At 69.2% G+C, this 21630-nt stretch carries 27 protein-coding genes; 7 read left to right on the forward strand and 20 right to left on the reverse strand.

The window, feature by feature from the left end:
- The first annotated feature begins 13 nt into the window (after positions 1-13).
- Positions 14-1129, forward strand: a complete 1116-nt coding sequence (locus E0H75_RS16725; protein WP_131514462.1) for a cytochrome P450 — start codon at positions 14-16, stop codon at positions 1127-1129.
- Here E0H75_RS16725 and E0H75_RS16730 read toward each other — a convergent pair.
- The gene (locus E0H75_RS16730; protein WP_131514463.1) at positions 1107-1874 is read right to left on the reverse strand and encodes a class I SAM-dependent methyltransferase; all 768 of its coding nucleotides are present in this window, start codon (positions 1872-1874) and stop codon (positions 1107-1109) included. The two genes, E0H75_RS16725 and E0H75_RS16730, sit on opposite strands and share 23 nt — an antisense overlap.
- A gap of 65 nt (positions 1875-1939) precedes the next feature.
- Between E0H75_RS16730 and E0H75_RS16735 the strand changes: the two genes are divergently transcribed.
- The gene (locus E0H75_RS16735) at positions 1940-2428 is read left to right on the forward strand and encodes a GAF domain-containing protein (protein WP_131514464.1); all 489 of its coding nucleotides are present in this window, start codon (positions 1940-1942) and stop codon (positions 2426-2428) included.
- An 8-nt stretch (positions 2429-2436) separates the two neighbouring features.
- Here the strand turns inward: E0H75_RS16735 and E0H75_RS16740 are convergent, their stop codons facing one another.
- Positions 2437-3213, reverse strand: a complete 777-nt coding sequence (locus E0H75_RS16740; RefSeq protein WP_131514465.1) for a sulfite exporter TauE/SafE family protein — start codon at positions 3211-3213, stop codon at positions 2437-2439.
- A 118-nt stretch (positions 3214-3331) separates the two neighbouring features.
- On the opposite strand from E0H75_RS16740, the gene E0H75_RS16745 reads away from it, so the two are divergent.
- The 3 genes from E0H75_RS16745 to E0H75_RS16755 are packed head-to-tail and all read left to right on the forward strand — an operon-like array spanning position 3332 to position 5782.
- Positions 3332-4129: a GNAT family N-acetyltransferase gene (locus tag E0H75_RS16745; protein WP_131514466.1), complete on the forward strand. Its 798-nt coding sequence runs from the start codon at positions 3332-3334 to the stop codon at positions 4127-4129.
- Positions 4130-4154: 25 nt separating this feature from the next.
- A complete protein-coding gene (locus E0H75_RS16750; RefSeq protein WP_131514467.1) occupies positions 4155-4547 on the forward strand; it encodes a YciI family protein in 393 nt (130 codons plus the stop codon).
- Positions 4544-5782, forward strand: coding sequence for an RNA polymerase sigma factor (locus E0H75_RS16755; protein ID WP_131514468.1), 1239 nt, complete (start codon positions 4544-4546; stop codon positions 5780-5782). The genes E0H75_RS16750 and E0H75_RS16755 overlap by 4 nt, the downstream gene beginning before the upstream one ends.
- Here E0H75_RS16755 and E0H75_RS16760 read toward each other — a convergent pair.
- From E0H75_RS16760 to E0H75_RS16805, 10 genes are all read right to left on the reverse strand, one after another.
- Positions 5772-7139, reverse strand: a complete 1368-nt coding sequence (locus tag E0H75_RS16760; protein WP_165553792.1) for an FAD-binding oxidoreductase — start codon at positions 7137-7139, stop codon at positions 5772-5774. The two genes, E0H75_RS16755 and E0H75_RS16760, sit on opposite strands and share 11 nt — an antisense overlap.
- A 106-nt stretch (positions 7140-7245) precedes the next feature.
- Positions 7246-7665: an HIT family protein gene (locus tag E0H75_RS16765; protein ID WP_131514470.1), complete on the reverse strand. Its 420-nt coding sequence runs from the start codon at positions 7663-7665 to the stop codon at positions 7246-7248.
- A 55-nt stretch (positions 7666-7720) separates the two neighbouring features.
- Positions 7721-9484, reverse strand: coding sequence for a proline--tRNA ligase (locus tag E0H75_RS16770; protein ID WP_131514471.1), 1764 nt, complete (start codon positions 9482-9484; stop codon positions 7721-7723).
- A gap of 155 nt (positions 9485-9639) precedes the next feature.
- Entirely contained in the window at positions 9640-9987 is a 348-nt protein-coding gene (locus E0H75_RS16775) for a YciI family protein (RefSeq protein WP_131514472.1), read from the reverse strand.
- 112 nt (positions 9988-10099) lie between these two features.
- A complete protein-coding gene (locus tag E0H75_RS16780; RefSeq protein ID WP_131514473.1) occupies positions 10100-11410 on the reverse strand; it encodes a M14 family zinc carboxypeptidase in 1311 nt (436 codons plus the stop codon).
- Positions 11411-11500: 90 nt separating this feature from the next.
- The gene (locus E0H75_RS16785; RefSeq protein WP_131514474.1) at positions 11501-12325 is read right to left on the reverse strand and encodes a GNAT family N-acetyltransferase; all 825 of its coding nucleotides are present in this window, start codon (positions 12323-12325) and stop codon (positions 11501-11503) included.
- A 70-nt stretch (positions 12326-12395) separates the two neighbouring features.
- On the reverse strand, positions 12396-13652 hold the full coding sequence (locus E0H75_RS16790) for an MFS transporter (RefSeq protein ID WP_131514475.1): 1257 nt from the start codon (positions 13650-13652) through the stop codon (positions 12396-12398).
- An 18-nt stretch (positions 13653-13670) separates the two neighbouring features.
- Positions 13671-14153, reverse strand: coding sequence for a GNAT family N-acetyltransferase (locus E0H75_RS16795; RefSeq protein WP_131514476.1), 483 nt, complete (start codon positions 14151-14153; stop codon positions 13671-13673).
- The gene (locus E0H75_RS16800) at positions 14150-14797 is read right to left on the reverse strand and encodes a VOC family protein (protein ID WP_131514477.1); all 648 of its coding nucleotides are present in this window, start codon (positions 14795-14797) and stop codon (positions 14150-14152) included. The genes E0H75_RS16795 and E0H75_RS16800 overlap by 4 nt, the downstream gene beginning before the upstream one ends.
- Positions 14794-14958, reverse strand: a complete 165-nt coding sequence (locus E0H75_RS16805) for a ribbon-helix-helix domain-containing protein (protein ID WP_131514478.1) — start codon at positions 14956-14958, stop codon at positions 14794-14796. The genes E0H75_RS16800 and E0H75_RS16805 overlap by 4 nt, the downstream gene beginning before the upstream one ends.
- Positions 14959-15010: 52 nt before the next feature.
- Here E0H75_RS16805 and E0H75_RS16810 point away from each other — a divergent pair, with 52 nt between their 5' ends.
- Entirely contained in the window at positions 15011-15376 is a 366-nt protein-coding gene (locus E0H75_RS16810) for a VOC family protein (protein ID WP_131514479.1), read from the forward strand.
- Here E0H75_RS16810 and trxA read toward each other — a convergent pair.
- From trxA to E0H75_RS16830, 4 genes are all read right to left on the reverse strand, one after another.
- Positions 15369-15707 carry a thioredoxin gene (trxA, locus tag E0H75_RS16815; protein ID WP_131514480.1) on the reverse strand — a complete coding sequence of 113 codons (339 nt, stop codon included), beginning with the start codon at positions 15705-15707 and terminating at the stop codon, positions 15369-15371. The two genes, E0H75_RS16810 and trxA, sit on opposite strands and share 8 nt — an antisense overlap.
- The gene (locus E0H75_RS16820) at positions 15704-16072 is read right to left on the reverse strand and encodes a MerR family transcriptional regulator (RefSeq protein WP_131514481.1); all 369 of its coding nucleotides are present in this window, start codon (positions 16070-16072) and stop codon (positions 15704-15706) included. The genes trxA and E0H75_RS16820 overlap by 4 nt, the downstream gene beginning before the upstream one ends.
- A gap of 81 nt (positions 16073-16153) precedes the next feature.
- Positions 16154-17770 carry a thiamine pyrophosphate-binding protein gene (locus E0H75_RS16825; protein ID WP_131514482.1) on the reverse strand — a complete coding sequence of 539 codons (1617 nt, stop codon included), beginning with the start codon at positions 17768-17770 and terminating at the stop codon, positions 16154-16156.
- Positions 17767-18552, reverse strand: a complete 786-nt coding sequence (locus E0H75_RS16830; protein ID WP_131514483.1) for a cyclase family protein — start codon at positions 18550-18552, stop codon at positions 17767-17769. Before E0H75_RS16830 ends, E0H75_RS16825 begins: the two co-directional genes overlap by 4 nt.
- A gap of 106 nt (positions 18553-18658) precedes the next feature.
- On the opposite strand from E0H75_RS16830, the gene E0H75_RS16835 reads away from it, so the two are divergent.
- A complete protein-coding gene (locus tag E0H75_RS16835) occupies positions 18659-19165 on the forward strand; it encodes an NUDIX domain-containing protein (protein ID WP_165553794.1) in 507 nt (168 codons plus the stop codon).
- Here E0H75_RS16835 and E0H75_RS16840 read toward each other — a convergent pair.
- The 4 genes from E0H75_RS16840 to ispG all read right to left on the reverse strand — a co-directional run bounded on the left by E0H75_RS16840 (position 19146) and on the right by ispG (position 21608).
- Positions 19146-19694 (reverse strand): nucleosidase, encoded by a 549-nt coding sequence (locus tag E0H75_RS16840; RefSeq protein ID WP_131514485.1) that lies wholly within the window; start codon positions 19692-19694, stop codon positions 19146-19148. The genes E0H75_RS16835 and E0H75_RS16840 overlap by 20 nt on opposite strands.
- A gap of 1 nt (position 19695) precedes the next feature.
- The gene (locus tag E0H75_RS16845) at positions 19696-20118 is read right to left on the reverse strand and encodes a PIN domain nuclease (RefSeq protein WP_131514486.1); all 423 of its coding nucleotides are present in this window, start codon (positions 20116-20118) and stop codon (positions 19696-19698) included.
- Positions 20115-20369: a DUF2191 domain-containing protein gene (locus E0H75_RS16850; protein WP_131514487.1), complete on the reverse strand. Its 255-nt coding sequence runs from the start codon at positions 20367-20369 to the stop codon at positions 20115-20117. Before E0H75_RS16850 ends, E0H75_RS16845 begins: the two co-directional genes overlap by 4 nt.
- Positions 20370-20456: 87 nt before the next feature.
- Positions 20457-21608 (reverse strand): flavodoxin-dependent (E)-4-hydroxy-3-methylbut-2-enyl-diphosphate synthase, encoded by a 1152-nt coding sequence (ispG, locus tag E0H75_RS16855; RefSeq protein ID WP_131514488.1) that lies wholly within the window; start codon positions 21606-21608, stop codon positions 20457-20459.
- Positions 21609-21630 lie beyond the last annotated feature (22 nt).

The raw sequence follows: 21630 nt of genomic DNA on the forward strand, positions 1-21630 counted from the left end.
CTAAGGTGGCTGAATGGTCACGCTGGAGGAGCTCGAGACGGATCCGCACCCGGCGCTGGCGGCCTTGCGGCCGGTGGGGTGGGTCGAGGCTTTGGACAGCTGGGTTGTCGCGAGCCGCGAGCTGGCGATGACGGTGATGCGCGATCCGGACACGTTCACCGTGGACGATCCACGGTTCTCGACCGCCCAGGTCGTAGGTCCGTCGATGCTGTCCCTGGACGGTGCGGCCCACAAGGCGCATCGGGATCCGTTCGAGTCACCGTTCGGGCTCGCGGAGACTCGCGGCCGGTTCACCGAGGTCGTGCAACAGACCGTGGGCGAGTTGGTCGGTGCTCTGGAGCCTCCGTCGGCGGATCTGCGCCGCACAGTGGCCGGCCCGTTGTCGGTCGCGGTCGTGGCCTACTCGCTCGGCCTGCCGCCTGCTTCGGCCTCGACGGTGCTGGACTGGTACGCCGCGATCTCCGACTCGGTCACCGGCGTCTCGGCCGGTCGTCCGGTGACTCCGGAGGGTGCCGAGGCCTTCGCGCTGCTGCACGCACACGTTGCCTCAGGCATCGAGTCGACCGACTCCCTGATCGCGGCCGCGGCCCGCGCCGGGCTCGGGGTCGACGACGTGGTCGCGAATGCGGCCGTGCTGATGTTCGGCGGGATCGAGACCACCGAAGGCATGATCACCAACGCGCTGTGGCATCTGCTGACCCATCCCGATCAACTCGACCTGGTCCGAGCCGACCCGTCGCTCCTGCCCAACGCGATGGAGGAGTCACTGCGTCTCGAACCGGCCGCCGCCGTGGTCGACCGCTACGCCACCCGCGATGTCACCTTGGCCGGCGCACCGATCCGCCGAGGCGACCTGGTCACGGTGTCGCTGGCCGGCGCGGGCCGCGATCCTGCCGTGTTCTCGTCGCCCGACGAGTTCGACGTACGCCGTCCCAACGCCCGCCGTCACCTGGCCTTCGCCAGCGGACCTCACATCTGCCTGGGCATGCACCTGACCCGGCTGGAAGCCCTCACAGCACTCACCGCACTCCTTCGGCTGCCGGGCCTCCGCCTCGATCCGTCATCGCCTCCACCTCTCGGTCTGGTCTTCCGCAAGCCTTCGGCCGTCAACGTGTGGTGGGACGCCTGAGCACCAGCATCGCGGCCGGATAGACCGGCATCAGGCGGTCCGGATCGCGCTCCGCGTCGGCTGCGAACCGTTCGAAGCCGGGATCGATCTCCTCTTGCGGCAGGTGCTCGAACGTCGACAACGCCCGCAGACTCACGCGCTGGTAGCTCTCCCGGAGGGTACGAGGGTTCTCGGTGCTGACCCAGACCGGGTCGTCGGCGGCGAGCAGCCCGGCGGCGCGGGCCATGGTCGCCGCCTCGGCGACGGACCGGTACATCGCGGCGTCGACCTCGCGGGCGGACGGGAAGTATGCGTACCAGAACAGATCCGGCATCTGATCGGAGAACTGGCTGCGCAGGAACGCCACTCCCCCGGGCTTCAGCACGCGGTACACCTCGGTGAGCGCCTTCTGCTGGTCACGGTAGTGGTGGAAGGACAGGAACATCAGCACCCCGTCAACCGATGCCTCAGGCAACGGAATGTTCTCCGCGCCGCCCTTGAGATAGGTGACGGACGGGTGGGCGGCCGTCTCCGCGGCGATCTCCCGCATCCGGTCCGACGGCTCCACGCCGTACACAGGCCCCTGGAAGACCTCGGCGAGACCTGGGGCGAGCCGGCCGGTCCCGCTGCCCAGGTCGAGGAACGTCAGCGGGCGCTCCTCCGGCAGGTACGCCGCGATGGCGGCGGTCCACCGCTGCACCTCCCCTGGTGACATCCCGCGTCCGGCGGCGTACACACTGCTCAAACGACCGTCGTAGTCCACCATGGTTCGACCCTATGCCTTGCGGGGATCGCTGGTGCGGGACAGCCGCGGCGTCGCACAATGAGGCCATGACGGACCTGATGGCCGATCTCGACGCGGCTGAGACTCTGGTCGAGGTCGGGGATGTGGTCCGCGTCGAAGCCCGGCGACGCAGCGGCGCCCAGGGCGCGACCTTCGTACTGCGCGAGCACGATCGCTGCTTCTACGCCGACGAGGACGCGATCGCGCCGCTGTGGAAGGGCCAGCGCTTCCCGATCACTTCCTGCGTCAGCGGGTGGGCGATGCTGCACGACGAGATCGCGGTCGTCCCCGACATCGCCGTCGACGAACGCATCCCGCTGGACGCGTACACCCCGACGTTCGTCCGCAGCCTCGTGATGGTCCCGGTGGGCTCCCCGACCCCGGTGGCGGCGATCGGCGCCTACTGGTCGCGGCGCTACCACGCCTCGCCGGACGAGATCGACAGCCTGCAGACCCTGGCCGACCACGCCGCGAAGGCGATCCATCGCATCGGCCTCGACGACGCTCCGTGGGCGCCGACGTTCAGCAAGCACTGACGCTGTCGTCAGCCGAGGAAGACGTCGTACGCCAGGCGCAGGATCAGGGCTGAGACGACGACCAGGAAGATCACGCGGACGAAGCGGCTGCCGCGGGCGACCGCGGTCCGGGCGCCGAGGAGACCGCCGAGCATATTCGCGGCGCCCATGATCAGGCCGAGTTGCCACAGCGGTGCGCCGTGCAGCGCGAAGATGACGATCGCGCCGAGGTTCGTGGCGACGTTCGCGATCTTGGCCTTGGCGCTGGCCTGGAGGAAGTTGTAGCCGAGGAAGCCGACCAGCGCGAAGATCAGGAACGAGCCGGTGCCCGGCCCGACCGCGCCGTCGTAGAAGCCGATGAGTACGCCGACGCCGCTGGCGGCCAGGTAGTGGTTGCGGCCGTCGAAGCGCAACGCCGTACGCGCTCCGAGTGACGGCTTCATCGCGGTGTAGATCGCGACGCCGACCAGCAGCACCAGCACGATCGGCTTGAACCACGACATCGGGATCTTCGTCGCCACCAGCGCTCCGGCCGCCGACCCCAGCCCGGCCAGGACCGCAAGCGGCAAGACGGTCCGGCGATCGGGCCGCACCTTCACGCCGAACGTCACCGCGCTGGTCGCCGTACCGCACAACGACGAGATCTTGTTCGTCGACAGGATCTGCGCGGGCGACGCGTTCGGCAGGCCGAGCAGCATCGCGGGCAGTTGCAGCAGTCCGCCGCCCCCGACCACCGCGTCGATCCAGCCGGCCGAGAAGGCCGCGACTACCAGGAAGACCAGGGTCCACAACGAAACGTCAGGCACGATGCCACCGCGGGCGGAAGAGCTTCACGGACCGATGATCAGGTAAGGGCGTTGTGCCACTCAACCCTTACAGCGGGGAATGAGAGACAAACCACTGCGGCGGTGCCAGAGTAGGCGGATGGCGTCCTCGATCCTGCCGCCCGAAGGCGAAGCGCTCGCCACCGGCTGGGAGCCGGACCTCGCTCCCGCGGACTCGCTCGTCCGGCAGGCCGTGCTCGCGCACGCTTCGTGGGCGACCGACGCCGCTCGGCGAGCGGGCAAGCCCTGGTTCGACGGGGACAGCTGGGCCGGCAGTGTCCTCGGCGACAGCGGCCCGATGACGAACTGGGTCATCCAGAAGCAGCCGGTCGATCCGGCCGAGGTGATCCTCGAGGCGGCCCGGGAGCTGCCGAACAACGTGCCGTACCTGTTCGTCAGCCCCTGGCCGACCCGCGACCTGCGGGAGCACGGCCTCGCCCTCGCTGGCCACCCGCCGCTGATGGTCCACCTCCCGATGACCGAGATCGTCGCGCCGACCACGGACGTCGACATCCGCCAGGTCACCGACGCCGCCGGGCTCGCACAGGCTGAGCGCGTGCTGATCGAGGGCTACCCGCTCCCCGAGCTGCAACCGGTCCGGGCGGGCTGCATGTACGACGCGTCGTTCCTCGAGGGATCCACGGTCTGGGTCGGGTACGACGGCGACGTACCGCTCGCGACATCGACGGCCCACAGCGCCGCCGGTGTCACCATCGTCGAGAACGTCGCGGTGATGCCGGCTGCCCGTGGTCGTGGCGCCGGCGCGGCCATCACATGGGCTGCGACCAAGCACCATGACCAGCCCGCGGTACTGATCGCGTCCGACAACGGCCAGCCCGTGTATCAACGCCTCGGCTACCTCCGCCTCGAACGCTGGACGGTCTGGGTACGGCCGTGACCGGTCGGCGCGGGACAATGGCGGCGTGAAGTTCTTGCTGCTGATCCACAACAACCCCGAAGCACTGGACGGACTGAGCCCCGAGAAGAGGCTCGAGCTGATCGGTGGTCGTGACTTCCTCCTCGACCAGGTGCGCGCGCTGCGGGAGAACGGCGAACTGCTGACGATCCTCGCCCTCGAGCCACCGTCGGAGACCAAGTCGGTCAAGGTGACGGCGGGGACGCCGGTCATCTCGGACCGGCCGTTCCTGGAGACCAAGGAGTTCCTCGCCGGAGCGCTCATGGTCGAGTGCGCCACGATGGACCGGGCGCTGGAGATCGCGGCCGGCATTCCGTTCGCGGCCCTGCTGCCGATCGAGGTCCGGCCGGTGCGGGAGCTCGGCGACGAGGATCTCGCCGCGCTGTCCCGGGAGCGGTGAGCTCCACGCACGGCACCCGCGACGCCGACCTCGAATCCGCGATCCGGGCCGGCGCTCCGAAGGCACTGGCCGCGCTGCTGCGGCGCTACGGGACGTTCGACCAGTGCGAGGACGCCGTTCAGGAGGCGCTGCTGGAGGCGTTCGTCCAGTGGCGAGCCAACGGCGTACCGGAGAAGCCGGTCGGGTGGCTGGTCAGCGTCGCGACCCGCCGCCTGATGGACGGCTGGCGGCGGGACAACGCCCGGCGGCAGCGTGAGGTCAACGACCATCTCCGCACGCCGGCGGTGGAGGAGGATCACGACCAGGACAGCGACGACACGCTGCGGCTGCTCGTGCTGTGCTGCCACCCAGCGCTGACACCGGCGTCGCAGATCGCGCTGACGCTGCGGTCGGTCGGTGGGCTGACCACTGCCGAGGTGGCCGCGGCGCTGCTCGTCGGCGAGACGATCGTGGCGCAGCGGATCAGCCGGGCCAAGCGGACGATCAAGGATTCCGGCGCGCGCTTCGAGCTGCCCAGCGGGCCGGAGTACGACGAGCGTCTGCACGCCGTACTGCATGTGCTCTACCTGATCTTCAACGAGGGACACACCGCGAGCGCAGGCGATGACCTGCAGCGGCTGGACCTGGCGGCGGAAGCACTCCGCATCACTCGCATGCTGCGCCGGGCCGCTCCCGGCGCCGATGAGGTGACTGGCCTCCTGGCGTTGATGATCCTCACGCACGCACGGCGTGACGCCCGGACCGGACGTGGCGGCGACCTCGTCCCGGCCGATCGGCAGGACCGTTCCCGGTGGCACGCCGACGAGATCGCCGAGGGCACCGCGCTCGTCGAGGGAGTGCTGACCTCGGGACCCGTCGGCCCGTACCAGCTCGAGGCGGCGATTGCCGCCGTACACAGCGAGGCCGACTCCGTCGAGACCACCGACTGGGAGCAGATCGCCGGCTTGTACCGGATCCTGGCCGAGGTCGATCCGGGCCCGATGGTGACGCTCGGCTCCGCCGTCGCGGTGGCGATGACCGAGGGTCCGCAGGCGGGGATCGACCTCGTCGAAGGCCTCGCCGGCGATCGGTACCTCGGCGATCACCACCGCCGGCTGTCGGTGCTCGCGCATCTCCAGGAGCTTGCCGGGCGGCCAGATCTGGCCCGTGAGCACTATCTGGCCGCACTCGACCGCACGCGCAACACCGCGGAGCAGAACTATCTCCGCGAGCGCATCACCCGCCTCACCCGCTGACTGCTGGAGGCACGGTCAGGGCGGTGCGGAAGACGTCGGCCGGATCGACCGTCTGCTTCAGCGCCGCCAGCCGGGCTCGATGCGGTCCCGGGTAGCAACGGTCGAGGTCCGCCGCCGTCGGGTCGGACAGGAAGTTCAGGTACGCGCCCTCCGGCATCAGCTCGGCCCAGAGCGCTTCGAACCCCTCGATCTGGTCTCCGTGCAGCTCGGTCGATCCGATCAGTACGGCGTTGACCATGAACCGCGCGTCGCGATGAGCGAACGCGGTGGCGTGGCGAGCGACCCTTCCGAACGCACCGCCGAGCGCCCGGACCTCCACAGCCATAGCCGGCAGCCGCAGGCGGGCGTCGGCCAACCGCTCGCCCAGGTCGGGCGACCACGCGTCGAACAGCCCGTTGCGGTTGCGCGGAGTCCAGCCCGGAGGCATCGCCTCGTCGGCCAGCACCTGCGCGTACGGCACCTCCGTCACCGTGTCGGTGAGCACTGTCCCGAGGCTGCGCAACGGAGCCAGGATCTCCTCACGCCCGGCCGCATCGCCGGCAACGCACACCTTGATGGCGACCGGAGCCTGGCGATCCGCGACCATCGTCGGCGGCAGCTGGACCGAGGACGTCAGCTCGTCCGGAGCGACGGCCATGTGGTCCGCCCAACCGGACAGCACCTGATCAGCCTGTGTCCACGGAAACAGCAGACTGCCGAAGAGCACCGTCGGCTGATGTACGGCGCTGATGTCGTATGACGTGACGACGCCGAGACCCCCGGCCGCGCCACGTAGGCCCCAGAACAGTTCCGGCTCGGCGGTCGCGTCGACACGGCGGACCGAACCGTCCGCGGTCACCACCTCGGCCGCCTCGACACTGTCGATGGCCAGGCCATGCCGGCGTACCATCCAGCCGATGCCGCCACCGGCCATCAGCCCGCCGACTCCGACGCCGGCCGTGTCGCCCGACGAGATCGCGTGGCCGGTCTTCGCGAGGTACGCCGCGACCGTGCCCCAGGTCGCGCCGGTACCGATCCGGAACGTCGCTTTCTCGCCGGGTCCGTCCGAGACCAGGGTCACCTCGTCCAGCGGCCGGACGTCGATCACCACGCCGCCGTCGTTCGTACCGAACCCGGCCATGTGGTGGCCGCCGCTGCGCACCGAGACCACGAGGTCGTTGGCCTCGGCGTACGCGAGAGCGGCTGCGATGTCGGCGGCACTTGCGCACCGGACGACGACCGCCGGCCGCCCCTGTCTGGTGAGTGTGTGATTCGCCGTCTGGTAGCCGGTATCGCGTTCGGTCAGGACTTCGCCGGTCACCGCGGCCCGCAGGGTCTCGATCCCGCGCGTCACCCGAACCGCAGGAGTATTCGTCATCGTTCGCCCCTCGTGGATCACAGACGCCCCTTGTGGGCGTCTCCTCCAGGGATCGGAGCGAACCTTCGTTCCTCGACATCGATCAGCAAAGAATTTTCGGCGACTCTCAATCCTCGGAGCCGACGAGCTGCTGATGGATCTCGTCGAGCTGGTGCCGGGCGTCGTCGTCCGCGGTCCAGTCATTCAACGGCCGGTCGCCGCGCCGCCGGGGCACGAGGTGGAAGTGCAGGTGGAAGACCTCCTGGCCCGCCGCCGCACCGTTCGCCTGGAGGACGCTCACCCCATCGGCCTTCAGCCGGTTCACGAGAGTCCGGGTGGTTGCCTGCAGGGCCGGCCCGATCGCGGCCACGGCGTCGGGGGCGCCGTCGGCGCTCAGATCAGGAACATGCGGGCGAGGGACGACGAGCGTGTGCCCGGCCCGCAGCGGCCGGATGTCCAGGAACGCGCAGGCGTGCTCGTCCTGGTACACGAACCGCGCCGGCATCCGGCCGGCCACGATGCCGCAGAACACGCACGAGTCGTCCATGGATTCCCCAGGAAGAACGCCGGCCTCACTCCTGGGGAGCGAGGCCGGCGGCTGGTCAGCTGCGGACGGTGGCGACCAGGTGGTCGACGACCTCGGCGACCGGGATGTCGGCCCGCTCGCCCGTACGCCGGTCCTTGACCTCGATGGTGCCGTCCACGAGACCCTTGCCCACCACGGCGATGGTGGGGACACCGATCAGCTCGGCGTCCTTGAACTTCACACCCGGCGACACCTTCTCGCGGTCGTCGTACATGACCGACAGGCCGCGCGACTCCAGCTCGGCGGCGATCTCGGCCGCCTTCGTGAACACCTCGGAATCCTTGCCGGTGGCAACGAGGTGGACGTCGGCCGGAGCGATCTCGCGGGGCCAGACCAGACCGAGCTCGTCGTGGTTGCCCTCGGCGATCGCGGCCACCGCACGGGTGACGCCGACGCCGTACGACCCCATCGTCACGGTGACGAGCTTGCCGTTCTGGTCCAGCACCTTCAGGTCCAGCGCCTCGGCGTACTTGCGGCCGAGCTGGAAGATGTGGCCCATCTCGATCCCGCGCGCCGACTCCAGCGGACCTGAACCGTCGGGCGCCGGGTCACCGTCGCGCACCTCGGCGGCCTGGATCGTGCCGTCGGCGGTGAAGTCACGGCCGTGCACCAGGTCCATCACGTGGAAGCCGGGCTTGTCCGCACCCGTCACCCACGCCGATCCCTCGGCGATCCGGGGGTCGAGCAGGTAGCGGATGCCGGAGGAGTTCTCCGCACCGAGCACGCCGGGACCGATGTAGCCCTTCGCCAGCGAGGGGTGCTTCTCGAAGTCGGACTCCTCGAAGGCGGCCACCTCGGCGGGCTCGAGCTGCGCACCGAGCCGCTTCTCGTCGATCGCGCGGTCGCCAGGCACGCCGATGGCCAGCGGCTCACGGGACCCGTCGGGGTGCACGAGCATGACGAGCACGTTCTTCAGCGTGTCCGAGGCGGTCCAGGCCCGGCCGTCGCTGCGGGCGTGCTTCGCGTTCATCGCGTCGACGAGCGTGTCGATGGTGGGCGTGTCCGGAGTGTCGACCACCTCGGCGGCCGGCACAGCCGACGCGTCCACGGCCTCGGCCTGCGGGACCACGACCGCCTCGACGTTGGCGGCGTACCCACCGGGCGAGCGGACGAAGGTGTCCTCGCCGTTCTCCGCGATCGCGAGGAACTCCTCCGACCGCGACCCGCCCATCGCGCCGGACATCGCCTTGACGATCACGTAGTCGAAGCCGAGCCGGTCGAAGATGTTGATGTACGCCTTGCGGTGCAGCTCGTACGACACCGCGAGACCGTCGTCGTCGATGTCGAAGGAGTAGGAGTCCTTCATCACGAACTCGCGCCCGCGCAGCACTCCGGCCCGCGGCCGCGCCTCGTCGCGGTACTTGTTCTGGATCTGGTAGATCGACAGCGGCAGATCCTTGTACGACGAGTAGAGCTCCTTCACGACCAGCGTGAACATCTCCTCGTGCGTCGGCCCGAGCAGCATGTCGGCGCCCTTGCGGTCCTTCAGCCGGAAGATGTTCGGCCCGTACTCGGTCCAGCGGCCGGTCGCCTCGTAGGGCTCGCGAGGCAGCAGCGCGGGGAACACCAGCTCCTGGGCGCCGATCGCGTCCATCTCCTCGCGCACGATCCGCTCGACGTTGCGCAGCACCCGCAGCCCCAGCGGCAGCCAGGTGTAGATGCCGGGCGCGGTCCGCCGGATGTACCCGGCGCGGACGAGCAGCTTGTGGCTCGGGACCTCCGCGTCCGCCGGGTCCTCGCGAAGGGTGCGGAGGAACATCGACGACATACGCAGAATCACGGGAGTCTCCAAAAGCACGACGAAGGGATGAACGGAACTACGGACGTCACAGAGGATATCCGTCCCGGGACAGTGCTCTCACCACGTTATCCACAGGTGTGGCGTCGGAGGCGACCACCTGTGGCCCGGGTGATCGCCTCCGGTAGCTCCCTCGATCAGGCCTCCGGGTCGTACCCGAACTCGCGGACATCCTGCGCACAGCGGCAGGCGACCGCGATCTTGGCGGCCCACTTCAGGGCCTCCTCGCGGGTGGGAACGTCGACGATCGTCAAGCCGCCGACGAGCTCCTTGGTCGCCGGGTACGGGCCCTCGGTGACGATCCCGTCAGTGGACACCACAGCGGGCTCCATGTCGTCGTAGTCCAGGCCGCCGCCGAAGACGAACACGCCGGCGTCCCTGATCTCCTGGATCGCCGCGTGAGAGTCCTCGACCACCTGGGGAAAGTCCTCGGCGGGGATGTGGTCCATCGCACCCCGCTCGAACGAGATCAAATACCGCGCCATCTCATCACTCCTAGTCCCGGCAACCGTCGTCCGGCCACCTCTCACCCCTGCTACGAACGCCCCACTCCGAATCCGACAGGCTATCGGCCGAACTTCTCCGGGACCGCGGAGCTTAACCGACAGTGATCGGTAGTTTGCCGTATGGCGTTGCGGCGGCCTGGGCGGCGTACATCAAGGCCGGTTTCAGTGTCGGCCAGAACAACGACGCCATGCACGAGTACGCCGGTAGGAACCCACCGCACGACCCGCCGTCCGGCCCGATCTCGAACGTGTACGACGGTACGCCGCGGGTGCCGTACAACCAGTCGTCCGTCGCTCCGGGCGCGAAGTACCCGACGCCGCCGTCGCCGGTCGAGACCGGATAGCCGGTGAGTGCGCCCATCTTCTTGCCCAGGGCAACCAAGGCCGCCTTGTCCGGCGCATCGTCGTTGGTGTATCCCCACGGCGCCAGGATGTCGTTGCCGAAGCTGTGCAGGGTGAGGAAGACGCCCGTCGTACTCGCGGCGGCCGGGTCGTCGATGTCGCCCTTGGTGTCGGCGAAGAGCTTGTCCAGCAGACCCTGGATCGCCATCGTCTCCGGCTCAGACAGCGCCTTGGCGCCCGGGTACGTCTCGTCGCACGGCCCGCCCTCGTTCACATTCCACTGGAACGACGAGTTGCGGTTCAGGTCGACGCCGCCATCGGACGCAGGACAACCGCCGGCGCTGTCGTCGACGTTCTTGCGCTGCAGCACCGGCCGGTCCGGGTTCGACGCGACCACGTCGACGCCGTCCGGATTCGCCATCGGCACGACCCACAGCTCACGGGTGTCCATCAACTCGGTGACCTCGGGATCGGTGCCGTACGACGAGACCAGCAGGTCGATCCACTGGTACGCGGTCTCGCCGGTCACCAGTTCGCGCGCGTGGATCTGCGTGTGCAACACGAACTTCGGCTTCTTCCCGGTGCTGTTCAGCGCGCAGTCGCCGGCAGCCAGCTTCGTGATGCACAGGGCCTGGATGTCGTGCCCACCCTGTCCCTGCGTCTTCAGCCACGAGTCGCCGGTGTCGTAGAGCTTCACCAAGTCCGGGTGCGCCGCGGCGACGGCAGCGTTGTGCTGCTCGTGTCCGGCGGCCGTGTGATAGCCGCCGTAGTACGTCGCTCCCCCGGGCTCAGACCGCGATACCGGGTGATACACGTCCCCGGTCTTCCCCAGTACGACGCCTCGTGCCCGCAACTGCTCGGCCTCGGCAGGAGTCGCGACCACCGTCGGCCGGGTGCCATGCGTGACGTCGTACCCGTCCTTGATCAGGTCGGCGACCGTCAGGCCGGTGGGCAGGCGCATCGAGTAGTACGAGAGATCCGGTGGAGCGGCGGCGGAGACGCTGGTCAGCGAGACCAGGACCAGGGCAAAGCTGCACAGGGCAACGACAAGCCTTCGCATGCTGTGGGATTCCTTCCGCGGGGCGGGGCGGCGTAGAGACTCAGCCAACCCCACCCGCGGTCACCGCACTATCACGGAGAGCACGCAGTATCAGAACAAGATCGTCGCGAACGTCTCGATCGTCCGGAAGCCGACGCGCTCGTACGCGGCCCGGGCCGGCGCGTTGAACGCGTTGACGTACAGCGTCACCACCGGCGCGACCTGCCGCGCCAGCTCGACCACGGCGGCCATCCCCGGCGCGGCCAGACCGCGACCGCGGAACTCCGGATCGACCCACACGCCCTGGATCTGGCACACCCCGGTCCCGACCGATCCGACCTCGGCCTTGAACACGACCCGGCCGTCCTCGATCCGCGCGAAGGCACGTCCGGCCCGGATCAGCTCGGCGACCCGGGACCGGTAGAACGTCCCGTCCGGTCCGGTCTGCGGCGGTACGCCGACCTCCTCGGTGTACATGGCCACACAGGCCGGGTAGAGGATCGGCAGCTCGACCGGTTCGACCGCGCGGACCAGCGGATCCGCGGCGATCAGCGGCGGGTCCTCGATGACCATGAACGGCTGGTTGTCGCGCACCTCGCGGGCCGGACCCCAGTGCGGCTCGAGCGCCGTCCACAGCTGCTCGACCTCGCGGGCCGGTCCGAGGATCTGGAAGCAGTTCCGGCCGCGACGCAACGCGTACGCCGCGAACGCACGCAGTGCCGCGTCGTCCGCGCCCACCGGCACCATGTTGCCGCCCGCATGGCACAGTGCCTCGAGTCCGCCCTTGTCGACGTACCCCCAGACCTCGGCACCCCGCCGTGGATCGAGCCCGGACGCCTGCACCAGGCTGTCGACGAACACGTTGACCACCGGGTCGCGGGCGATCACGGCGCGCGCCGCCGCGAGGTCACGAGGACCGAGAACCCGTACGCCCACGCGCAGAACCTAGCGGATGATCCTCGGTTCGGCATGCAACGGGGCGTCGGCGGGCCGGGGCTGGACCGGTTCAGGCCACCACCGCTCCGTGCCCGGCCGCGATCCGGCGCAGCGGCGACGTCCACGCCACGGCCACTGCGACGAAGATGAAGCATCCCATCACCACCATGCCGGTCCGGATGCCGTAGTGGTTGCCGAGCACACCGCCGACCACCGAGCCGAACGTCCAGCCCACACCCCACGACAGCATCCGGGCGGCCGTGTTCACCCGGCCCAGCAGGTGCTCCGGCGTCACCTGCTGGCGGTAGGAGACGGTGTTCACGATGACCAGCACGTACGCCGATCCCCACACGAGCAGTGCGATGGCGGCCATCTCCCAGCCTCGCGCCAGCGGCGTGATGACGCCGAGGAGAGCTGACACCGGCAGTGCGTAGAGCGTGATCGCGGCCGGCGACATCCGCTTCAGCAGGCGGGGCAGTCCGACCGCTGCGATCAGTCCGCCGATCCCCCAGGTCCCCCACACGAGTCCGAACCGCAGTCCCGACGTACCGACGTCCAGAACTCGGTCGCACCACACCACCATCAGCGCCATGAAGCCGCCGCCGGCGAAGGACTGCAGGCTGCCGACGATCGTCATCGTGCGCACTCCGGCGTGCCCGACCAGGTAGCGCAACCCTTCGGCGATGTCGGCGAGGACCACCCGCGTCCGCAGCGGCTGCTGTCCGTCTCGCCGCTCGGACATCGCCCGCATGATCCCGCGGACCGCGAGAGCCGACCCGACGAAGCTCAGTGCGTCGAGGGTGAGCAGGCTGGCCGGATTCAGCACCGCCAGCGACAGACCGGCCAGCGGTGGGACGAACAACTCGATCAGGCTGGACGCTGTCCAGACCACCGAGTTCGCCTGCGCTACCCGCGCTCGGCCGACCAGCACTGGCAGCGCACCGAAGTTCGCACCGTCGAAGAACGTGTAGACGCTCTGCACCAGGAACGCGACCACCAGCACGTGCGCCACGGTCAGCACGTCGAGCAGATGTGCGACCGGGACCGAGCCGACCAGCACCGCGTTCACCAGATCGGAGTTGACCATCACCCGCCGCCGGTTCCACCGGTCGGCGAGCGCGCCGGCGAACAGACCGGTCACCAGGTACGGCGCTGCTTCGAGCGCACTCACCAACGCGGTGAGAACGGTCGAACCGCTCAACCGGTAGACCAGCACCGGCAACGCGATCGCGGTGACCATCGATCCGGTGACGGACAGCGCCCGTGCGAGCCAGTACCGCCGGAAGTCCGGATCGTCCCGCAGCCGGTCGGGCATCGTCGTCGTCATGCGGGGCACTCTGCAACTTCAAGTCGTCTGGAGGTCAAGGCGCATCCACATCAGTTCGACGCCGAGATCGCGGTCCGGGGTCTTCGGTGCCTCGCCGAACCCGTTGGCCCGGTAGAAGCCGATCGCCTGCTCGCTGCCGACCAGGACGTCCAGCAGGAGTTCCGTCGTACCCTCCGGCAAGGCTTTGACGGCCGCATCGAGGAGCGCCTTGCCGACGCCGTTGCGCTGGTGGTCCGGCAGAACGTACAGCTTCCACATCACCCAGAAGCCGCCCTCGCGGCCGAGGCCGACGATTCCGACCAACTGGTCGCCGTCGGCCGCGACCAGGGTGATGCCGTTGCGGATGCCGCGTTCGACCGCCTCCGGCGACCACCACTGCGCGAGTCCGTCGGTGATGAACCCGTCCGCCACCAGACCGGCGTACGCGACCGGCCAGGTCGTCAGCCCGATCTGCCGGATCGCCTCGACGTCACCGACCTCGGCCCGGCGGACCGTGATCATCCGTGCACCACCATCGGCAGCCCGTCCGGATCCACGATCTCGAGCGTGCCGCCGGTCCGCGTCACCTGATAGCCGGCGTCCGTCAGGCGCCGCAGTACCGCGGCCAGGTCCTCGCTCGTCGACAGATCCATCCGCACGCCCTCCTTCTCGCCTGGGCCGAAGTACACCTGCTGTCGCGTCCCGAGGAGGTCCAGGATCTGCGTCCAGCCCGCCTGGTCCGTGTCGGTCAGGTATGGCGTGACGCTCCAGCGGTCGTCCGGCGGCGTCTCGTTGAGCCGGTAGCCGTACAGGTCCTCGCTGCGCTCGTCGACCCACAGCTTCGTCCCGTTCGGGGCGATCGCCGACAGGATCCGGCCGTACGCCTCGTCCCAGATCGACACGTCGGCGTACCCGGCATCGTCCAGCGTCGCCTTCAGCGCGTCGAGGTCCTCGGCTTCGAAAACCAGGTCCGTCTGCCCCGGCCGGCCACCGGTCGAACTGGTGGCGGCGTCGTGCAGCGCGATCATCCCCTGCCCCGCGAGCATCACCGCCCACCCTCCCCGCTCGGACTCGATCCGGGCCGTCAGGCCCACAGTCTCCAGGAACGCCCGCATCGCGTCCACGTCATTCGTGAACCGCAGCGGCCGGATCACCACGCCCGTCATCCCCTCGCCTCCCCACGCTTGTCCAGGTACTCCGTCAGCGCCTGCTCCACCAGTGCGGACAGGCTGGCCGCCTCGTCGATCGCCTTGTGCTTCACCCGGCGGACCAACTCGGGCGGCAGATACACGTTGAACTGCACCTTCTTGCCGCCGTCAGCACTCATGGCTATATTGCTAGCATCCTAGACAGCTACCAGTCAACGGAGGAGTACGACGATGAACCTCAGCTTCGACCACCTGGGCCTGCTCTCCGACACGAAGGCGAAGAACCAGGACTTGGCCGACTTCTTCTCCGGCGTACTCGGCCTGGAGATCTCGGGCAACGCCGGCGACGGGTACGCCGAGGTGAAGGCCGGTGCGATCACCATCGCACTGCACACCGGCGCGATGGTGGACGGGTTCGGTGCGCATGGGGGGACGTTGCTGCAGTTCCGCAGCGACGACGTGCGGGCCGACATCGAGGAGATCCGCGGGCGCGGCGGGAACGTCGCGCTCGAGCCGGTCGACACCGACTGGGGCACGACGTCCGCGTACGTCGCCGGCCCGCACGGCGTACTGGTGGAGCTCTACAAGTTCAACTGACCCGAGCGGCGAGCGCGTCGTCGAGTTCCTTGTTGAGCTTGGCTCGGGGGCGCGCGCCGACGACGGACCAGATGACCTCGCCGCGGTGGAACAGCATCAGCGTGGGCAACGCCATCACGCGGTAGCGGGCGGAGATCTCGGGGTTCTCGTCGGAGTTCAGCTTCACCACGGTGAGTTGGTCCGCGCGTTCGGCGGCGACCTGGGCCAGCAGCGGGGCGATCTGGTGGCAGGGCGGGCACCACTGCGCCCAGAAGTCCACCAGCACCGGCTTGTCCGCGCGCAGTACCAGCTCGTCGAACGTCCCCTCGTCGACCGCTTGCAGGTCAGTCATAGTTGCTTCATCCTCCAGTTCTCGGCATCGGACAGGAGGTCGGTGAGCCGGGCCCGCAGGTCGGTGAGTTCGGTGATCCGCCGGTCCACTTCGGCGATCCGGGTCCGGTACGCCGTCAGCGACGCCGGGCAGACGTCCGCCCGTTCGTTCCCGGCCCGCAAGCACTCGATGAACGGGTACGTCTGCTCCGCGGTCAGCCCGAGACTCAGCAACGCCTTCACCTCACGCACCACGACCACGTCGTCCGGCTCGTACGTGCGGTACCCGTTGGCCTCGCGCCGGGGTTTGAGCAGTCCCTGCGACTCGTAGTACCGCACCGCCTTGACCGTGACTCCGGCCTCGGCCGCCAGATCGCTGATCCGCATCCCGCCTCCTTCACTCCGACGCTAAACCTTGCCCCTGGGGTCAAGGTCAAGTCAGGATAGCCCGCAGGCTGTTCGCCGGCGTCAATGGCCGCGGAACGCCTCCTCCAGCCACCACGACGGCTGGTCCCCGACGACCTTCGCGTCCACCAGCAGCGGCGCCGAGCGTGGACCGTCCAACCAGTCCCTGACCGCGGCGAGGTCGCCTGTGGTACGCACAGTCGCGGCCTCGAAGCCGAACCCGAGGCCGATCGCGGCGAGGTCGGTCGGCGGGAACGTCACCGTGTCCAACGGGTGCCCGCCGGCACCGAAGTGGTGCACCTCGGCGCCGTACGCGTCGTCGTTGTACACGACCACCAGCATCGGCAGGCCGAGCCGGCGTACGGTGTCGAGCTCCGCGGCGCTCATCAGCGCACCGCCGTCGCCGAGAGCGGCGACGGGCAGCCGTTCCGGCTGTGCCAGCGCGGCGCCGATCGCGGTGGCAAGCCCCAGCCCGACCGACTGGAACGCCTGGGTGAAGCACAAGCCGTTCTCGTCCGGCACCGACAGGAACGCGCTGGGGTAGCCCATGAAGTTACCGGAGTCGACGGCGACCACGCGTTCGGCCGGAAGGAGATCATCGAGCGCGATACTCAGCGTCCGCGGGTCGATCCGCTCCGCCGTGCTCGTGTCGTGGTACCCGACGTCCCGCCAGCGCACGCTGCCGAGCTCGGCCGTGCGGCAGCCCACCCGCGGTTCGCCGAACGCGTCGAGCACCATCGTGGCGGTGAGCCCGACGTCGCCGGTAACGCTCAACTGGATATCCCGATGGGCACCGAGCGCCGAGGCGTCGTCGTCGACCTGCACGACGGTCGTGCCGGGTCCGATCAGCTGACCGTGCCGCGTCGTCCACATGTTCAGGGCGCATCCCCAACCCACGATGAGGTCGGCGGCACGGATCAGCTCGGCGCTCCGTGGCGAGGCGAAGCCTCCTGAGATCCCGAGCGACCAGGGGTTGCCACGGAACAGCCCGTGCGCGACGGCCGACGTCGCGAGAAGCGCGCCACACCGTTCAGCCAGCAGTTCAAGGGCCTGTCGACGTCCACGCGACCCACGTCCCGCGACGAACACCGGTCGCTCCGCACGCTGCAGCAGGCCCGTCAGAGCGGTGACCTCGGTGGCGTCCGGCACCACCCCGTCCCGTGGGGGTGGCGGCGCGACGGCCGGTGCCTCAGCGGCAATCTCCAACGCCTGCACGGGAAGCGGTACGTTCAGCAGCACTGTCCGGCGTTCGTGGATGGCCGTCGCCACTGCGCCCAGTGCCTCCGCCACCGCGGTCTCCGCCGAGGTGACGCGCACCGGCACCGCACCCACCGAACGGGCGAGCGCCTCCTGGTCGACGTAAAAGTTCGACCTCGGCTCGGTGACTTCCGCCGCCACGACGACCATCGGCGTCCGGCTCTTCGCCGCCTCGGCGATTCCGGTCATCGCGTTCGTCAGGCCGCACCCCTGATGGACCGAAAGCGCGGCGACCGTCCCGCTCATCCGCGCGTACGCGTCTGCCATCGTGGCCGCGCCGCCCTCGTGCCGCGCGGCGACGAACCGCGCGCCGGCGGCCACCATCGCGTTCGTGAGGTGGAAGTTGCCCGACCCGATCACGCCGAACACCTGGCGGACGCCCGCGGCCGCCAGCGTCCGGCCGACGGCGACGGCGACGTTCATCGGGATTCGACCAGCGCGAGCACCCGTGCGGGAGCGCCGGAGCCGGTGACGATCGGCAACGGTCCGGCGATGACGACGGCGCCGATCGGTGGCAACTTGGCGAGGTTCTGCAGCTGCGTCAACCCGTACTTGTCACTGCCCATCAGGTAGGAATGGCACGGGAACGGCGGGTCGAACGAGTGCGCCCTCCCGGCGTCGGTACCGACGGTCTCGACACCGAGGCCGAGTACGGGCGACTCATGCGCCACCCACCGCGCGCACTCAGGCGACAGGCCCGGCGTGTGCGGCCCGGTCTCGTCGGCGTTCAGGAACGCCTCCTGCGAGTGTGACCGGGTGTCCCAGCCCGTGCGAACGAACAGCCAACCACCTGACGGCAGCGGCACGTTCTCCGCCTCCCAGGCTTGGATGTGGTCCACCTCGACGAGGAAGTCGGGGTTCTTCTCCACCTCCGCGCTGAAGTCGAGCACGACCGCCGGCGCGATCAGCTTGCGGACCGGGACCGACGCCACGTCGGCGAGGTCCTTGCCCGTGACCCAATGGTTCGGCGCGTCGAAGTGGGTGCCGGTGTGCTCGCCGCTGGTGAAGTTGTTCCAGTACCACGCCGGCCCGCGCTCGTCGTACCTGCTGATCTCCTCCAGCGCGAACGGCGCCGTCTGCCCGAACTCCGGGGGCAGCTGGATGACCGGCGTCGACGCGGACAGCGGCGACGTCAGGTCCACCACCTCGACCGACCCATCGGCGAGTGCTGCGACGAGTACCGACAAGGGCGACGAGGCGGTCATGCGGACCTCCGAGGGAGTGGCGTACGAGACCCCCCGACGCTAGGGCGACGACCGTCACCTCGTCCAGGATTTCGCCCAGCGCCACGGATCAGCCAGCATGGGCCGCATGCTACTGGCAGCCTTTCGTTCGCCCGAACTCTCGCCTGGTGGACGGCTGGTCGAGCGGACCGCGGTCCGAGGTGTGCTCTCTCGCGGACGGGAGTTGCTACTGCTCGCCTCGCGCCACGGCGACTACAAGTTCCCCGGCGGCGGGGTCGAGCCCGGCGAGTCGTTCGGGTCTGCGCTGCACCGCGAGTTCCGCGAGGAGTGCGGGTACGCGGACGTGGTCGTCGGCGCCGAACTCGGCACCACCCGCGAGGAGGTGCCGGCGGCCGAGCCGGAGTACGACGTCTTCGGCATGACCTCGCACTACTTCGCGTGCTCCGGTGGATCGCCGGTCAGCGACCAGCAGCTCGAGCCATATGAGGCGGAGCTGGAGCTCACGCCGCAGTGGGTGACGGTGGACGACGCCCTCGCGGCCAATCGGGCTGTGCTGGCCAGTGGGGTCGGCGTGATGCGGTGGCTGGTGCGGGAGATCGCCGTACTGGAATGGCTCAGCGCACGTAGTCGCTGACCCACTCCCCCAGGACCTTCGCGCTGGCATCCACGAGCGCCGGCCAGTCGAGCGCTGCCTCGTTGGCAGAGTCCGACACATGCTTCACGACCCGCACCGGTACGCCGTACTCCCGGCAGGCATAGACGACGCCGTACGCCTCCATGTCGACCAGATGCGCCCGCTCAGCGAGCCGCGCCCGCACCTCCGGGTCGGTCACGAACACGTCGCCCGACGCCAGCACCGTCCCGTCTCCACCCTCGACGTGCAACGCCTCCTGCGGGTCGAGCCCGATCGCCCGGATCGCGCCGGCATTCAGATCGTGATTGATCACCGTGCTAGGCAGGTACACCCCTGAAAGCCCATCCCGCAGAGCTCCCGTCGTCCCCACATTCAGCACCACCAGCTCCGACGTATCCCGCCCCGCCAACATCCGCGCGGTCGCCACCGCGGCCGCAGTCTTCCCCACCCCGGTCACCACCACCTCCACCCCACCCGGCACATACCGAGCCTCCCCCGCCACAGCACTAACCACCACAAACTCGGTCACCTCAGAGCGATCCCTTCGGTGCGACCCACTCCACCGGCTGCCCGGTGATCTTCGCAATCCGCTCGTAGTCCTCGTCGTAGTGCAAGACAGTGAGCCCAGCCAGTTCAGCGGTCGCGGCAATGATCAGATCCGGCAGCCGGAAGTGCCGATGCTGACTCTTCGTTGCGAGCTCGCGATGGACCTCGAGGGCGCGATCCATCGCCTCGCTGGTCGTGTCGACCCACCGCTGACCGTGAACCGCTCCCCACAGCCGCTCGTACCACAGGGCGTCGGAAGCGTTGTTGAGATACTCCAGCGCGGTCATCTGACATGCCGCGAGCCGGCCTTCGACCAGCAGCGACTGGAATCTCCGGAACACCACGTCTGATCGCGCCTGATGGACGTAGACCGAGGTGTCCGCCAGGTAGACGGCTCCAGCCATCATGCGGTGCGGTCCTCCCGAGCACGTTCGGCCAGCCCGTCGAGGTCGCGCCCGCCGCCGTAGCCGAAGGCTTCAACCGACCGCGAGAAGTCCATGGGAGCACTCGCGAACACCTCCGCGATCTCTCGGCCACGCCGACGCACGGCGACCTCATGCAGGGCAGCGTTGATCGTCGCCACCTTGCTGTCGGTGCCCAGCTCAGCCCGAGCGGCGTCCAGCCACTCGTCGTTCACGTCTACGGAGATGCGCGTCATATGACCAAGGCTATACCAAGGTCACTCCGTCATTAGCACCAAACTCTGGGCCTACCTTGCACCAGATCTCTGGAGACCGTGGTGCTGTCAGCCGGTGGTGACGGTTGGGGTGCCGGGCTCGGCTGGGTCGTCCATTTGCTCGGCGATGCGCATGGCTTCTTCGATCAGGGTCTCGACGATGGCTGCTTCGGGGACGGTCTTGATGACCTCGCCCTTGACGAAGATCTGGCCCTTGCCGTTGCCGGAGGCGACGCCGAGGTCGGCCTCGCGGGCCTCTCCGGGGCCGTTCACGACGCAGCCCATGACCGCGACGCGGAGCGGGACCTCCATCCCCTCCAGGCCGGCGGTGACCTGCTCGGCCAGGGTGTAGACGTCCACCTGGGCGCGGCCGCAGGACGGGCAGGAGACGATCTCGAGCTTGCGCTCGCGCAGGTTCAGCGACTGCAGGATCTGCAGGCCGACCTTGACCTCCTCGACCGGCGGCGCGGACAGCGAGACCCGGATCGTGTCGCCGATGCCTTTGGACAGCAGCGCACCGAACGCGACCGACGACTTGATCGTGCCCTGGAACGCCGGGCCGGCCTCGGTCACACCGAGGTGCAGCGGCCAGTCGCCCTGCTCGGCCAGCAGTTCGTACGCGCGGACCATCACGACCGGGTCGTTGTGCTTCACGGAGATCTTGAAGTCGTGGAAGTCGTGCTCCTCGAACAGCGACGCCTCCCAGACGGCCGACTCGGCCAGCGCCTCGGGTGTCGCCTTGCCGTACTTCTGCAGCAGCCGCGGGTCGAGCGAGCCCGCGTTCACACCGATCCGCAGCGACGTCCCGTGGTCCTTCGCGGCCTGCGCGATCTCCTTCACCTGGTCGTCGAACTTGCGGATGTTGCCCGGGTTCACCCGGACCGCCGCACAGCCCGCCTCGATCGCGGCGAAGACGTAGCTCGGCTGGAAGTGGATGTCGGCGATCACCGGGATCTGCGAGTGCCGCGCGATCTCGGGCAGCGCGTCCGCGTCCTCCTGCCGCGGGCAGGCGACCCGGACGATGTCGCAGCCCGCCGCGGTCAGCTCCGCGATCTGCTGCAGCGTCGTGTTGACCTCGTGCGTCTTCGTCGTCGTCATCGACTGCACCGAGACCGGTGCGTCCCCACCGACCAGCACCTTGCCCACCTTGATCTGGCGGGTCTTGCGGCGCGGGGCAAGGGTCGGCGGCGGCAGCGCGGGCATGCCCAGGTTGATGCTCATGTGTCCTTAACCGTTGAGTGAG

It is taken from the genome of Kribbella capetownensis (assembly GCF_004331485.1).
Taxonomy (GTDB): domain Bacteria; phylum Actinomycetota; class Actinomycetes; order Propionibacteriales; family Kribbellaceae; genus Kribbella; species Kribbella capetownensis.